This is a genomic window from Bacteroides acidifaciens, from assembly GCF_024623065.1.
GTDB lineage: Bacteria > Bacteroidota > Bacteroidia > Bacteroidales > Bacteroidaceae > Bacteroides > Bacteroides acidifaciens.
On sequence record NZ_JANJZR010000009.1, the window covers coordinates 64,441 to 79,261 of the forward strand.

Here is a 14,821-nt window from a genome sequence, read left to right on the forward strand (position 1 = left end):
TAATTACCTGTACCTTCTTCCCAAGCTCAGTGAATTAAGTACTACACTCACACTGGAGAAAGCCATAGCGGCACTTGCCAGCATCGGATTCAATAATAAACCATTCAAGGGGAACAGAACACCGGCAGCAATAGGAATACCTATCAGATTATAAATAAATGCCCAAAACAGGTTTTGATGAATCAGTTTGACCGTCTGCCTCGATAACTGGAATGCTTTAGGAAGCAACAAGAGGTCGGATGTCATCAAAGTCACCATAGCAACATCCATAGCAATATCCGTTCCTTTCCCCATAGCAATACTGACGTCCGCCAATGCCAAGGCTTGCGAATCATTGATGCCATCCCCTACCATGGCGACTTTCTTTCCCTGCAATTGCAACTCTTGAACAAAATCGGCTTTATCGGCGGGAAGAGCATCAGCTACAAAACGTTCGATTCCCAAATGAGAAACAACGGCCAAAGCCGTCCGTTGCCCGTCGCCGGTCAGCATACATATGTCAATGCCCTGGCGTTTCAGTTCTTTCACCGCTTCGGCAGAAGTTGCTTTTATCGGGTCGGAGACTGCAATAATAGCCAACAGTTCACTTTCGCAACCAAAGTAAATAATCCCGTTTCCGTCCGATTCATAACGGACCAGCATATCGGCCATTACATCATTCATCGTGGCACTGAAATCCCTTAATAGTTTGTGACTGCCTACCCAATATACTTTCCCTTGATAGAAGACTTTAATGCCTTTTCCTGTGATACTTTCAAAGCTGTCCAGTTTAGCGGGCTGTATCCTTTCCTCGTTCTGAAGCGCAGCGACTATGGCACCGGCAAGCGGATGCTCCGATTTCATTTCCGCAGCCAAAAGTACATCTTTATAATGCGGTTCCTGAGACTGTGCCCATAACCATCCGGTGGCTGTGGGATGCCCTTCTGTCAATGTCCCGGTCTTATCCAATACAACAACATCCACCTTACGCATTTGTTCCAAAGCAACAGCGTCCTTTATCAGAATATGCAGACTGGCAGCTTTGCCGATTCCCACCATCAAGGCAGTAGGTGTGGCAAGCCCTAAGGCACACGGACAAGCGATAACAAGAACAGAAACAGCAGACAGTATACCATAAGATATGTATTCACCGCCGCCAATGACTACCCATAAGATAAACGTAAGGATAGCAATGCCCAGCACAACAGGTACGAAAATTCCAGTTATGCGGTCGACAATACGCTGTACGGGGGCTTTGCTGCCTTGTGCTTCCTGCACCGTGTGAATGATGTGTGCCAATACAGTCTCACTGCCGACTTGAGTTGCGCTAATGATAAACGAGCCGCGTTGGTTGATAGTTCCCGCCAGTACTTTATCGCCTATCTTCTTTTCTACTGGAATAGGCTCACCGCTTATCATACTTTCGTCGACATAGGAGTCACCTTCAGAAAGCTTACCATCCACGGGAATCTGCTCTCCTGGACGGACAACAACCAAATCACCGACTTGCAGTTGCTCAATCAGAATCTCTTCTTCTACTCCGTTGCGCAACACGCGGGCTACTTTAGGCTGCATACCCATCAACTTGCGGATAGCGTTGGAAGTATTTCCTTTCGCGCGTTCTTCCATCAGCTTGCCAGTCAACACGAAAGCAATAATTACCGCAGAAGCTTCGTAATAGACGTGTGATTCTAATCCACGAGCATACCAGAATTCAGGAAAGAAAGTATTAAACAAGCTGAACAGAAAAGCGATGGAAGTACTCAACGCAACCAAAGTGTCCATATTGCTTCGTCCCATCTTTGCTTGCTTCCAGGCTCCGGTAAAGAAACCACCACCGAAAAAGACCATGACAGGGATGGCAAACACCATCTGAATTTCGTTAGAATATGGCATATGCATCAATACCATAGAGAATATCAGCAGCGGCACTACCAAAATCCATGCACCAATCACTTTCCGTTTCAAGCGAACGTAGCGTTTATGCTGCTCTTCTTCCTGACGCTCTTCTTTATGAGTTTCCTCCACAATCAGGTCGTAACCCGCAGCAAGCACTGCCGCATGGATTTCTCCGGGAGTCAACTTGTCCTTCTCATAAGAAACAGTCAATGTATTAGTGGCAAAATTAACGGAAGCCTCAGTGACTCCCGACAATTTCCTTACTGTTTTTTCAACATTATTAGCACAGCCCGCACAATGCATATTGAGCACGGGAAATGCTTTTTTCACTATATTCCCCATATATAATTATCATTTTTTGGCCTTTCCCCTTCCTCAGAAGAGGTGTGAAGAAAGGCCATCGTTGATTTATAGAAACAAGCTAATATGAATATTTGTTCAATTACTTCTTATCCGCTTTCTTATCGTCTTTCTTCGTTTCTTTCACAAATTCGGCTTCATAATTGAATTTATTAAATCCCGCCTGCAAGTTCTTCACATTTGTCTTTTCAGCATCGTATGTGATAGTAACCATCCGGTCTTTCACAACAGTGGAAATATCTTTCAGACCTTTCTCAAAACGCATGTTGTCCTTCACCTTCTTTTCACATTTTTCGCAGTGCATCTGAGTCACTCTGAATACTACCACACGAATATCCTTTGCCATTACGGCAACTACACTCAAAAGAGCCACCACGCAAGTGGCCATCCATCTTTTTGTTCTCATTTTTCTTATCTGTTTAAATATCATGTATTCTTTTTATTCACTGTTTCTAGCCAGATTGAAACGCAATCCGATATATGCTTTCGCACCGTGCATCGGCCCCCATATCATCGTGGAATCAAAATTATCTCCCCAAGGATTTGCCGCATCGATAATCGGGTTCTTCTGCTTGAAGTTTGTCAGATTCTCGCCACCTACGTAAATAGACCAACGACGGAAATAGCGGGTCACTTGCAAGCTGAGTTGTTCAAAGCTACCATAACGGCGGTTCCATGAGAGTTGTCCGTCCTCAAGTTCATAAGGAGCAGGCATTCTGCCGCCACCATTCAATTGCAGCGTTGCGTCAAATTGCCATATTCCCAACGGAGTTTGGTAAGATGCAGTCAGTAATCCTTTGTATTTACTGGTCAGAGGTTTTTCCATTCGTTGGCCTTTGTAGGTAGTTTGCGCATCCGTCAAGCGGTAAGCGCCTGTCAAGGTGAATCCTTTGAAGAACGGATAGCTGGCTTCCACTTGGAATACATGCGAGTATGAACGCCCGTCAAGGTTGTAGAAGGATACTCCATGGGGATTACTGTCCATATCTAAAACGACTTGTTTCAGAAAGTCCGTATAGTAGTATTCAGCATTTATATTCAGTGTTTTGCCGACTATCGGAATGTAGGTAGATACACTTGCACCATAGTTCCATGCTTCTTCCATATCCAGATTCTTCGCAATCTCTACTTTACGGCTGCTGGAAAACAGATAGTTATTTTCCGCCAATACATGATTTGTCCGGTAGCCTTTTCCGGCAGAGAGACGGAAGTTCACATATTCATTCGGATTGTATTTGAGATGCGCACGAGGAGTTACAAAGAATCCATGTTCATTACTGTAATCTCCGCGAAGTCCTGCCATAAACATCCATTGTTCGTTCAGATTCAAGGTATACTGCACATAAGCACCAGGGACGGCTTCTTTCTCAAAAGCTTTGAGAGCGACTTTATCTGCATTATCTTCCAAACGGTAATGTTGGTTGTAAGCATCGTAATTAAAACTTAGTCCGACAGAGAAACCGTTCTGCTTATTAAACTCCGTTTCAAACATCAATGAAGCGTAAACATTGGTTTGGTCTACATTATAAAGTTTCTGTCCGTAGCTGGCGTCCTGATTATGCAAAGAGGCAGAAAGAATCAAAGCTAGGTTTGTATTCTTCTCCTTATTAAATATATAAGCATTTTTGGTGAAGAACTCATAACGTTCTGTATCAATGTTCACTTTATAAGGGTTGTCAAAATGCATTCCACCATGACTGGCTTGTCCGCTGGTACGTGTTTCGGAAAGTGCTTTGATACCTGCCTGGAAAACATAATGGTCGCCCATATACGCCCACCGGTTCCACACGTTGTATTGCTCTACCTGCGGAATATCTATAAATCCGTCATCATTGCCATCGTGGGCTTTTGTCTCGTTTTCATAATGCGCCAGCAGAGAAGTACTCCAGCGTTTGGAGATTTTCAGCGTAGCATCCGCATTGGCTTCATAACGACTGGTGGTGCTTGCGAAAAGATTAGCAGATACCCAGTCTGCTTCCGGCAATTGGGGTTTCTTGAACTCAACGTTAATCTGCCCTGTAATGGCTTCATAACCGTTCTTCACGGAAGAGGTTCCTTTAGATACCTGTATGCTCTGCATCCATGGACCTGGGACATAACCTAAACCATAAGGAGAAGCAGCCCCGCGATAGTTTGGAATGTTCTCCGTCAGCATCTGCACATAAGTGCCGGACAATCCCAACAATTTGATTTGCCTGGCTCCTGTTGCCGCATCGGAATAGCTCACATCGACTGAAGGATTTGTCACAAAACTTTCTCCCAAGTTACAACAAGCGGCTCTGCTCAATTCAGCACTACTTATCATATCTTCATTCATCACGCTGCTACGCAGTTTCATTGTACCCAATCGGCGACTGACTACATTTACTTCATTCAACTCAACCCCATCACGAAGTACAATATCCAGTTTCTGATTCTTACCATTCACATGAATTGTATCGTTCTGAAAACCGATAAAACTGACTATCAGCATATGGCTTTTGGAAGGTTTACTGATAGAAAAACTTCCGTCTTCCTTAGTAGTCACGCCTTGTCCTGTATTCATCCAGAACACGTTTGCTCCGGGAACAACTTCCCCGGTACTATCTTTTACCGTTCCGTATACTTGTGCCTGCATATTGCTTGCAAACAACAGGAACAGTCCTACTATCATATATTTCATTCTTTCTAAACTTTCTTTCGAGATACAAAATTAGTTCATTTTTCATGCAACTTGGTTGCATTCAATCTCACCTCACCTTCCAGCTTTAATTCATCAGAAAGCAAAGTCCTAAAAAAGAAAGAGATAGTGGCTAAATTAGATAGGTGGCATATAGCGCCAGCTTCTGTCTCGAGCAGAGAGGTGGCGGTGAAGTAGGAGTATCATACTCTATTGGTTTATCTGAATATGTATAAGTCAGCAAATAACAGAACTGCGCATAGAAGAGGTCAACTGCTTGAGGTAAAACTTTCAACTCAGTAGTATGTTTCATCAAGTCCAGCTTATAGATAGTAGCCGTACAACCTTTTGCTTTGCAATCCTTCTTAGAGTCGCAAGTATGTGTTTTCTTACATTTCGGACAGCCTGTGTCACAACAGCCTTGCGCCGTTTCGCAACGGGCACAGCAATAGTGCATAATAGATACTCCTGCTCCCGAATAGATAATCAAGAGGGAAAGAATCAACGCTGTTATGTAAGCTAACTTTTTCATATCAAGGGGCAAAGATAAGAATAAAAACAAATTAAATATTAGAGCCTGTTTAAATTTTCCTGAGATTATGTTAGATAGGCTTTACCGACCTGTTTTTATTCGTCACATAGTCTCCGTCATGCTCCTCACAACAACAGAAAATATACTCGAATGCAACTCTCAAAACTGTGTCGGGCAAAACTCGGAGCAGGCTCTTAATAACCCACTTTTCATTCATTAATAGAAAAGTTCTCTTTCATTAATTGTAAACTTCTTATTATCAGCATGTAAACTTATTCTTCGTTAATTGTAATCTATAAACGAAAGCTTCGTTTATAAAAACAAAGGCTTTGATTATAAAAACGAAGCTTGCAATTATATAATCAAAGCTTGCGTTTATAGTTTGCATCGAATGAAAAGAAAGTTTCCTTCCTGTCCGAAGGAACTTTATACTTAATGGGCGGGAAGTTTTCTATTAATAGCCAAGAGCGCAACTGTTAATACCCCTTCCGCCAACTACAGACGGACGCGACAAGAAAAGCTGGGGTAAGAGCTATAATATTATGACTGAAGAGAATTTAAACAGGCTCTTATTATTCACAAAAAAATAAGCATAATGTCATATATGTTACAATTCAGAATCCACCTCTTGCTTTCTTCTTTTAGAAATACCTGAATATTTTTCTGTATTTATTAGTCCGGTTCGTGAATTTCATCTATATTTGTCAATAGTGAATGAGATAGTAAATATGTAATTTATAGAAAAAACGAGTATGAAAAAACAATATGTCAGCCTGCTTGCAATTATACTTTCGGTAAGCGGATTTTTGTTTTCTTGTCATGACAAGATGAACAAAAAAACAGGTGCGTTGCAGTTCGACAGTATTCAGGTGAATGAGACGGCACACCTCTTTAACGATACAGCCAAACCGGCTTGTAATATAATTATCAATTTCGCTTATCCCGTCAAGTCATCGGATGATATGCTGAAAGACAGCCTGAATACTTATTTCATTTCCGCCTGCTTCGGCGATAAGTACATCGGGGAAAAACCGGAAGAGGTCATAAAACAATATACGGAAAATTATATCAGTGAATATCGCCGCGACTTGGAACCGATGTACACAGAAGATGAGAAAGATAAGGAAGACGAAGCATCCATCGGTGCCTGGTATTCTTATTACAAAGGTATTGAAAGCCACGTGCAACTATATGAGAAAGACCTGCTTGTATATCGCATCGACTACAATGAATATACCGGTGGTGCACATGGCATCTATATGACGACTTATCTGAATATGGATCTTACGCTGATGCGTCCGCTCCGTCTTGACGACATTTTCATCGGAGATTACAAAGACCCGCTGACTGACCTCATTTGGAACCAGCTCATGGCTGACAACAAAGTGACGACTCACGAAGCTCTGGAAGATATGGGATATGCTTCGACCGGTGACATCAATCCGACCGAGAATTTTTATCTGAGTAAAGAAGGCATTACCTTCTATTATAATGTATATGACATTACTCCCTATTCCATGGGACCGGTAAAGGTGACAATCCCATTCCCAATGATGGAACATCTTCTCGGCAGCAACCCGATTTTGGGAGAACTGAAAGATTAAACTTCATAAAAGAACGAAACCCAATGAATATCTTGTTGTGACTATACAGATAGCTATATAGGCGGATATTCATTTCATATAATTTCTAATCAGTAATTTGTAATTGATAAAAGTGGAAATCATAGAGAAATACTTCCCTGAGCTGACAGAAGAGCAACGCAAACAATTTGCTGCTCTATATGACCTTTACATCGACTGGAATTCGAAAATCAACGTTATCTCACGCAAGGACATCGAGAACTTGTATGAGCACCATGTGCTCCATTCATTAGGCATTGCCAAAGTCATCCAGTTCCGTCCCGGAACCAGTATCATGGACTTAGGAACAGGAGGCGGTTTCCCCGGCATTCCTTTGGCAATATTATTTCCCGAAATAAAGTTTCATCTTGTGGACAGCATCGGTAAAAAAGTACGTGTAGCGACAGAAGTGGCTAATGCCATCGGACTGAAAAACGTCACTTTCCGCCATGCCCGTGCAGAAGAGGAAAAACGCACGTTCGACTTCGTTGTCAGCCGTGCCGTTATGCCTCTGGCGGATTTGATTAAGATTATCAAAAAGAATATATCTTCCAAACAGCAGAATGCATTGCCCAATGGGCTTATCTGTCTCAAGGGCGGTGAACTGGAGCACGAAACGATGCCGTTCAAGCATAAGACAATGATTCACAGCCTGAGCGACAACTTCGAGGAGGAGTTCTTTGAAACAAAAAAAGTGGTATATGTCCCTATTTAAAGACTATTAGTTGTTCTGAATAAGATTAATCATAGAAAAGAACCATGAAAATAAAAAGGTTTGAATTTAATATGTTCCCCGTAAATTGCTACGTGTTATGGGACGAAACAAAAGAAGCAGTCGTCATTGATCCGGGCTGTTTCTATGAAGAAGAGAAACAAGCACTAAAGAAGTTCATCCTCACCAATGGACTGAATGTGAAGCATCTTCTGAATACTCACTTACATTTGGATCATATCTTCGGGAATCCATTCATGCTCAAAGAGTTCGGTTTGTCGGCAGAGGCGAATAAAGCGGACGAGTATTGGATTGACGAAGCACCGAAACAAAGCCGAATGTTTGGTTTCCAGTTGCAGGAAGCACCCGTACCGCTGGGAAAATACCTGCATGACGGTGATATTATCACTTTCGGACATACCCAACTGGAAGCAATCCATGTACCCGGTCACTCGCCCGGCAGCTTGGTGTACTATTGCAAAGAAGACAACTGTATGTTCTCAGGCGACGTCCTGTTTCAAGGCAGCATCGGTCGGGCCGACCTTACAGGCGGCAATTTCGACGAACTGATAGAGCATATTTGCAGCCGTCTTTTTATCCTTCCTAACGAGACAGTCGTTTATCCGGGACATGGCGCCCCCACGACCATCGGGATGGAAAAAGCAGAAAACCCATTTTTCAGATAAAACAATAAAATCCCTTTATCAATATGAAAACCGATTTGTTAGCTAGCCGTCACATCGGCATCAATGAACAAGACACAGCCGTGATGCTCCGCAAAATTGGAGTAGCATCACTGGACGAACTTATTGACAAAACAATTCCTGCCAATATCCGACTGAAAGAGCCGTTAGCATTGTCGAGCCCGTTGACAGAATACGAATTTGGAAAACACATCGCCACACTAGCAAGTAAGAACAAACTGTATACCACCTACATCGGTCTGGGCTGGTACAATACGATTACACCTGCCGTTATCCAACGGAATGTATTCGAGAACCCGGTGTGGTACACTTCCTACACTCCTTATCAGACAGAAGTATCGCAAGGACGTCTGGAAGCATTAATGAATTTTCAGACAGCCATATGCGACCTTACTGCCATGCCGCTTGCCAACTGTTCACTGCTGGACGAAGGAACCGCAGCAGCCGAAGCTGTCAGCATGATGTATGCCCTGCGTTCCCGCGCCCAACAGAAATCGGGCGCAAACGTAGTCTTCGTTGACGAAAATGTCTTCCCACAAACACTGGCTGTCATGACTACACGTGCCGTGCCGCAAGGTATCGAGCTGCGTGTAGGTAAATATAAGGATTTCGAACCTTCACCGGAAGTCTTCGCCTGCATCCTGCAATACCCCAATTCCAACGGAAACGTAGAAGATTATACCGCATTTACAGAAAAAGCGCACACAGCCGATTGCAAGGTAGCTGTCGCTGCCGATATTCTGAGCCTTGCCCTATTGACTCCACCGGGAGAATGGGGAGCGGATATCGTATTCGGAACAACCCAACGCCTGGGTACACCGATGTTCTATGGCGGTCCGTCCGCTGCTTACTTCGCCACAAGGGACGAATACAAACGGAATATGCCAGGACGTATCATCGGATGGTCGAAAGATAAATACGGCAAACTTTGTTACCGTATGGCTTTACAGACACGCGAACAACATATCAAACGGGAAAAAGCAACATCGAATATCTGCACGGCACAAGCCCTGCTAGCTACAATGGCAGGCTTCTACGCAGTCTACCACGGCCAGGAAGGTATTTCAGCCATCGCTTCGCGTATCCACAGCATCACCGTATTCCTCGACAAACAGTTGAAGAAATTCGGATATACGCAAGTAAACGCACAATATTTCGATACATTGCGTTTTGAACTGCCCGAGCACGTTTCGGCACAGCAGATTCGGACGATTGCACTCAGTAAAGAGGTAAATCTGCGCTATTTTGAGAATGGAGATGTAGGGTTCAGCATTGACGAAACTACGGATATTGCAGCCGTGAACGTATTACTTTCCATCTTTGCCATCGCTGCCGGAAAAGATTATCAGAAAGTAGATGATATTCCGGAGAAAAGCAATATCGACAAAGCTTTGAAACGTACAAGTCCTTTCCTTACTCACGAAGTATTCAACAAGTATCATACAGAAACGGAAATGATGCGTTATATCAAACGCCTGGACCGCAAGGATATTTCACTGGCTCAATCCATGATTTCCCTCGGCTCATGTACAATGAAGTTGAACGCCGCTTCGGAAATGTTACCTTTGAGCTGTTCCGAGTTTATGGGTATGCATCCGCTGGTTCCCGAAGACCAGGCTGAAGGATACCGCGAACTGATAAAGAACCTGAGTGAGGATTTGAAGATTATCACCGGTTTCGCAGGAGTGAGCCTGCAACCAAATTCAGGTGCTGCGGGAGAATATACAGGCCTTCGCGTGATTCGCACTTACCTTGAAAGTATCGGTCAGGGACATCGGAACAAGGTTCTGATTCCGGCATCGGCACACGGAACCAATCCTGCGTCGGCTATACAGGCAGGTTTTACAACCGTCACCTGTGCCTGCGATGGGCTGGGAAATGTAGATATGGATGACCTGCGTGCCAAAGCCGAAGAAAATAAAGATGAGTTAGCCGCATTAATGATTACCTATCCCTCAACTCATGGTATTTTTGAAACGGAGATAAAGGAGATCTGCAATATTATTCATGCGTGTGGCGCACAAGTATACATGGATGGTGCTAACATGAACGCACAAGTAGGACTGACCAATCCGGGATTTATCGGTGCTGATGTCTGCCATTTGAATCTTCACAAAACATTCGCTTCTCCTCACGGTGGCGGTGGCCCTGGAGTAGGTCCTATCTGTGTAGCAGAGCACTTGGTTCCTTTCCTGCCCGGACATGGTATCCTCAGCAATGCACAGAATCAGGTTTCTTCCGCTCCGTTCGGAAGTGCAGGTATCCTGCCTATCACATACGGATATATCCGCATGATGGGTACGGAAGGCCTGACACAGGCTACCAAAATTGCGATTCTGAATGCCAATTATTTGGCTGCTTGTCTGAAAGACACTTATGGCATCGTCTATTGCGGAGCAAACGGTTTTGTAGGTCACGAAATGATTTTGGAATGCCGTAAGGTACACGAAGAAACAGGTATTTCGGAAAATGACATCGCAAAACGTCTGATGGATTACGGTTATCATGCCCCTACCCTTTCTTTCCCTGTTCACGGTACATTGATGATTGAGCCTACGGAAAGCGAAAGCCTTGCCGAACTGGATAACTTCGTAGAGGTCATGTTGAATATCTGGAAAGAAATCCAGGAAGTGAAGAATGGTGAAGCAGATAAGAATGACAATGTATTGATTAATGCTCCGCACCCCGAATATGAAGTGGTCAATGACCTTTGGGAACATTCATACACACGCGAGAAAGCTGCTTATCCGATAGAGAGTGTACGTGAGAACAAATTCTGGATAAACGTGGCACGCGTAGATAATACGTTAGGAGACCGCAAGTTATTACCGACTCGTTACGGGACATTTGATTAACATATCTCCCTGAGATAGCTCAGAGAGCATGACGTTTTATAAAAGCTAAAGCGGCGTTTTAGGAGTCCTAAAGCGCCGCTTTAAATGTTGTAAAGCACCGCTTTAGGAATCGTAAAGCACCGCTTCAAAATAATAAGTTGGCTGGCATTCTCTATTTGACAATTGTCAACGTGCCCGCTTTCACTTTCTTCTCTTTCATCGGAGTTTCGGGGTCAACATATCCCAATGCCACACAGCCATACACCTTATGATTTTCGGGTACTCCCAATGAAGTAATAAACTCACGCACTTCGGAGTCATCGCAAGTCGTTCCGAGTTGGTTAATCCAACAAGAACCGATTCCCAAAGACTGCGCCGCAAGGAACATATTCTCTATCGCACAGGCACAGTCCATCCCCGCCCACCATTGGGTAGGCTCATTAGAGACAATGACTAAAGTCGGAGCATGGTAATAACAGCAATAAGTCTTGCTATGACCGCGTTCCTGCAAACGGGTATCCTCGCTTTTTGCAAAAGCTCCTTTAATGCGTTCATTCAGTTCCGTCAGTTTGTCTATATTCTGAATAGCCGTGAAATGCCACGTCTCCAAATGCATCCCACTCGGAGCATAAATTGCCGCTTCCAAAACCGCCTGCAAATCCTCTTCTGAAACTTGCTGACTTGTATAAGCCCGTACACTACGACGTGCCTTGATGTTTTCTAAAATCTCATTTGTTTTCATACTATCCCTTATGTTTAGAATCTATCTTTTAACCAAACCAATCTTTGCATTCAATTTGAAATAATAAACCCCATTCTCTCTTTCCAGGAATCCGTATTTATCCTTCTCCAAAGCGCCTTTCTCCAAACGGGTATTCAAGAACAGAAAATCTTCCATAGCCTGTTTTTCCGATTTATGATAACAGAGTACGTCTCCGCTCCCATCTACCAGCAAAATTCCTTCTACTGCCGAATCCAATCCATTATATATCTTTGCAGGACGCATGCCCAGTGCCAATGCCATCAGGAACTGCTTCACCTTAAATTCATAGAACTTATGCTTGTTTATCAACTCATCCTTAATCTTCAACGGATTTATCTGTTTGATAATCTCTGTCAGTTCACTAATGCGGGATACACCGTCCAGATGCATGATACGTACCATTTCTGCCAATACACGCGGGAAATGCAAGTCAATCATCAAAAGGTTACTACGAAATACCTTATCAGCTACATCCGAATATTTGAGTACACCACCCAAACGTTCAATCATCATCATTCTCTCGGATACTTCATTGGGAGACTCGGGCAAAGCATTAATCTTATTCACCGTTGGAGTAGCAAATTTAATTCCACTCTGTTCCAGTTTAAGATTCGCTGCACGTCCACCGTCCAGCAACGGATTCATAGCGCTCAGTCTTGAACGGACATTGAACCCTCTCAACGGTGCTTCCGGATGCCAAAAAGCCACAGAAAAGTCCGTACGGTCTTCCGTCTTTGCCTCCAAATCAAAAATGCCCGCTTCATCCAGAAACTCTTCTACTCCGTCCGGTGAAGTCACGTCATTCTCCGAAGAAGATTTGACAGCTTGCAATATCAGTCCGGCAACAATACCGAAATCTTCACGAGGCATGGATTTGACACCTGTTTCCCCTTCGATACGGATTGTCTCTTCTTCGATATAATACCGACGCGTTCCGTCATGCTCTTCCCGTTGAATCATTGCAACAGGCCAGAACGCTTCTCCAGCTTTTGCCTCTGCCGTACCTAATACCACTTTCCCGTCTGCCAACAAGCGGAAGAATGTATAAAGTTCACACCATTCTTTTTTAGTTGCTTCAAATGCCATATATCTTGTTCTTCTTTATTTTGTTAGTTATGTTTATCATTACATCGATTCTATTGACGGATAACCCGCGGCAAATCCATAGACGGGATAAAAGGCGGAACCACATACATCACTTCTTCTAATGGCGGCAATTTGCCTACCCGTGCAAAAAGTGAATTGTGTATCCATTCCTTGGGAGTGACCACAATAAAACGTCCTGTCCAGCATCCATCAAAATAAGAGGGATTACCCGGTTGTTTCTTTATAGGATAACAGATATTTTCTCCTTTATTCCGCAACTCCGGCGAACGACCGGGGTCATTCACCCACACGTGTTTATCATCAATCCCTCGAAGTACCATCCAATGTCCCCTCGGCCCGGGACGCAAGCCGCGAACTGCGCCTGTATATCTCACATTCACCAAAATAGGAATCCCACGGTCAATATAATCTTTCAATATCCGATAATCTTTCTTTTGAAAATGCTCGGCACTTACCATATTTTCGTAATAACGAGCCAGCGAATCTATCTCAAAAGAATAATAGCCACCCTGCCCTATCGAAGTACGACGACGAAAAGGAGCATGCTTTTTCAGAAAGTAATTCCGTTGATATTCCACCAGTTTCTTTTCAGCATCCTGGGCCGACCGTTGTTTGTCGGTCGTCATTCCCTTAAAATAGTCGAACACCATTAATGAGGAAGCCAGGGAACAATGCGAATAAGGGCATCCCGTGATTTTCTGAGAATACCAGGGAACAGGAATATTATTAGGAGCTAACTTCCGAGTCTCTAAAGTCTCCGGAGTTTTCTGAGCCTCCTGTGCACAAATCTGAGTATTCCTCCATGCAAAGAAGCCCGAAATCAGGATAAAAAATATATATTTTTTCTTTCTCATTCAAATTCAGTCTAATCCCTCAGTCTCAACTATGACTATTTTCTACACGCTAACTCTCTTCATCATCCAGAATTCGTGCCGTCTCCACTTTTTCCAGTCGTGCCCGCAATCTCGGCATCATCGAACGGCGAATCCGCAGTGTCATGCTGCAATCCATATCATACGATTGATTGAGAATCTCCGGTTCTTCTTCCTTCACAATGCGCATGATGTCATTCATAAAAGGATACTCGAACATGACTGTCACATCATCATCTACCGTTTTCTCTATAATCGTAGCAGCAGCGATAGCTTCGGCAGCAGCAGCTTTATAAGCTACAATCAATCCGCTGGTTCCTAACTTGATTCCCCCGAAATAACGAACTACGATAATCAGAATATCCGTCAGTTCATTGGAATTAATCTGTCCGAGAATAGGCTTACCGGCCGTACCGGAAGGCTCTCCATTGTCATTGGCACGAAAATCCTTGCGCGCCGCACCCAACATATAAGCATAACATACATGCCGGGCATCATAATACTTCTTCTGATACGTTTCAAGATGTACCTTTATCTCGTCGATAGTACGCACAGGAAGGGCAATAGCAATGAACTTGCTTCGCTTTTCCGTATAAATACCTTCAGAAGGTTCTGTGATGGTTTTATAAGTATCTTCAGCAGTCATAGCGCAAAGATACGGCTTTATTGAGAAAATTCAATCTATCATTTGGAAATATTAAGTGAAGTTCATTCATCTATATACGGGCGAACTGATACAAACAAGCGACCATTTCAGAATAAATGAGCAGTCGCTTTA

General features: G+C 43.6%; 12 protein-coding genes. 4 read left to right on the forward strand and 8 right to left on the reverse strand.

All coding sequences use genetic code 11. The features are described from left to right. Positions 1-3 precede the first annotated feature (3 nt). From NSB03_RS04400 to NSB03_RS04415, 4 genes are all read right to left on the reverse strand, one after another. Entirely contained in the window at positions 4-2,220 is a 2,217-nt protein-coding gene (locus NSB03_RS04400) for a heavy metal translocating P-type ATPase (protein WP_257466240.1), read from the reverse strand. A gap of 100 nt (positions 2,221-2,320) precedes the next feature. Continuing rightward, entirely contained in the window at positions 2,321-2,644 is a 324-nt protein-coding gene (locus tag NSB03_RS04405; RefSeq protein ID WP_024987978.1) for a heavy-metal-associated domain-containing protein, read from the reverse strand. 33 nt (positions 2,645-2,677) lie between these two features. Continuing rightward, positions 2,678-4,900, reverse strand: a complete 2,223-nt coding sequence (locus tag NSB03_RS04410; RefSeq protein WP_024987977.1) for a TonB-dependent receptor — start codon at positions 4,898-4,900, stop codon at positions 2,678-2,680. A 130-nt stretch (positions 4,901-5,030) separates the two neighbouring features. Then, on the reverse strand, positions 5,031-5,429 hold the full coding sequence (locus NSB03_RS04415) for an HYC_CC_PP family protein (protein WP_257466241.1): 399 nt from the start codon (positions 5,427-5,429) through the stop codon (positions 5,031-5,033). 752 nt (positions 5,430-6,181) lie between these two features. Here NSB03_RS04415 and NSB03_RS04420 point away from each other — a divergent pair. From NSB03_RS04420 to gcvP, 4 genes are all read left to right on the forward strand, one after another. Then, positions 6,182-7,033, forward strand: coding sequence for a DUF3298 and DUF4163 domain-containing protein (locus tag NSB03_RS04420; RefSeq protein ID WP_024988096.1), 852 nt, complete (start codon positions 6,182-6,184; stop codon positions 7,031-7,033). 112 nt (positions 7,034-7,145) lie between these two features. After that, positions 7,146-7,766, forward strand: coding sequence for a 16S rRNA (guanine(527)-N(7))-methyltransferase RsmG (gene rsmG, locus NSB03_RS04425; RefSeq protein ID WP_024988095.1), 621 nt, complete (start codon positions 7,146-7,148; stop codon positions 7,764-7,766). A 44-nt stretch (positions 7,767-7,810) separates the two neighbouring features. Next, a complete protein-coding gene (locus NSB03_RS04430) occupies positions 7,811-8,449 on the forward strand; it encodes an MBL fold metallo-hydrolase (protein WP_024988094.1) in 639 nt (212 codons plus the stop codon). Between the two features lie 23 nt (positions 8,450-8,472). Beyond that, complete coding sequence (gene gcvP, locus NSB03_RS04435; RefSeq protein ID WP_257466242.1) at positions 8,473-11,322, forward strand: aminomethyl-transferring glycine dehydrogenase; 2,850 nt, start codon at positions 8,473-8,475, stop codon at positions 11,320-11,322. 151 nt (positions 11,323-11,473) lie between these two features. Here the strand turns inward: gcvP and NSB03_RS04440 are convergent, their stop codons facing one another. From NSB03_RS04440 to NSB03_RS04455, 4 genes are read right to left on the reverse strand one after another with little or no spacing between them, the layout of a single operon-like run. After that, on the reverse strand, positions 11,474-12,043 hold the full coding sequence (locus NSB03_RS04440) for a nitroreductase family protein (protein ID WP_024988093.1): 570 nt from the start codon (positions 12,041-12,043) through the stop codon (positions 11,474-11,476). Positions 12,044-12,064: 21 nt separating this feature from the next. Further along, positions 12,065-13,150, reverse strand: a complete 1,086-nt coding sequence (locus NSB03_RS04445; RefSeq protein WP_024988092.1) for an HpaII family restriction endonuclease — start codon at positions 13,148-13,150, stop codon at positions 12,065-12,067. Positions 13,151-13,200: 50 nt separating this feature from the next. Beyond that, positions 13,201-14,025 (reverse strand): C39 family peptidase, encoded by an 825-nt coding sequence (locus NSB03_RS04450; RefSeq protein WP_024988091.1) that lies wholly within the window; start codon positions 14,023-14,025, stop codon positions 13,201-13,203. A gap of 49 nt (positions 14,026-14,074) precedes the next feature. Continuing rightward, positions 14,075-14,689 (reverse strand): IMPACT family protein, encoded by a 615-nt coding sequence (locus tag NSB03_RS04455; RefSeq protein ID WP_024988090.1) that lies wholly within the window; start codon positions 14,687-14,689, stop codon positions 14,075-14,077. Positions 14,690-14,821 lie beyond the last annotated feature (132 nt).

Bases quoted from the DNA above. Each gene is read 5' to 3' on its own strand.
- NSB03_RS04400 (WP_257466240.1), bottom strand. From the start codon at position 2,220: ATGGGGAATATAGTGAAAAAAGCATTTCCCGTGCTCAATATGCATTGT.
- NSB03_RS04405 (WP_024987978.1), bottom strand. From the start codon at position 2,644: ATGAGAACAAAAAGATGGATGGCCACTTGCGTGGTGGCTCTTTTGAGT.
- NSB03_RS04410 (WP_024987977.1), bottom strand. From the start codon at position 4,900: ATGAAATATATGATAGTAGGACTGTTCCTGTTGTTTGCAAGCAATATG.
- NSB03_RS04415 (WP_257466241.1), bottom strand. From the start codon at position 5,429: ATGAAAAAGTTAGCTTACATAACAGCGTTGATTCTTTCCCTCTTGATT.
- NSB03_RS04420 (WP_024988096.1), top strand. From the start codon at position 6,182: ATGAAAAAACAATATGTCAGCCTGCTTGCAATTATACTTTCGGTAAGC.
- NSB03_RS04430 (WP_024988094.1), top strand. From the start codon at position 7,811: ATGAAAATAAAAAGGTTTGAATTTAATATGTTCCCCGTAAATTGCTAC.
- gcvP (WP_257466242.1), top strand. From the start codon at position 8,473: ATGAAAACCGATTTGTTAGCTAGCCGTCACATCGGCATCAATGAACAA.
- NSB03_RS04440 (WP_024988093.1), bottom strand. From the start codon at position 12,043: ATGAAAACAAATGAGATTTTAGAAAACATCAAGGCACGTCGTAGTGTA.
- NSB03_RS04445 (WP_024988092.1), bottom strand. From the start codon at position 13,150: ATGGCATTTGAAGCAACTAAAAAAGAATGGTGTGAACTTTATACATTC.
- NSB03_RS04450 (WP_024988091.1), bottom strand. From the start codon at position 14,025: ATGAGAAAGAAAAAATATATATTTTTTATCCTGATTTCGGGCTTCTTT.
- NSB03_RS04455 (WP_024988090.1), bottom strand. From the start codon at position 14,689: ATGACTGCTGAAGATACTTATAAAACCATCACAGAACCTTCTGAAGGT.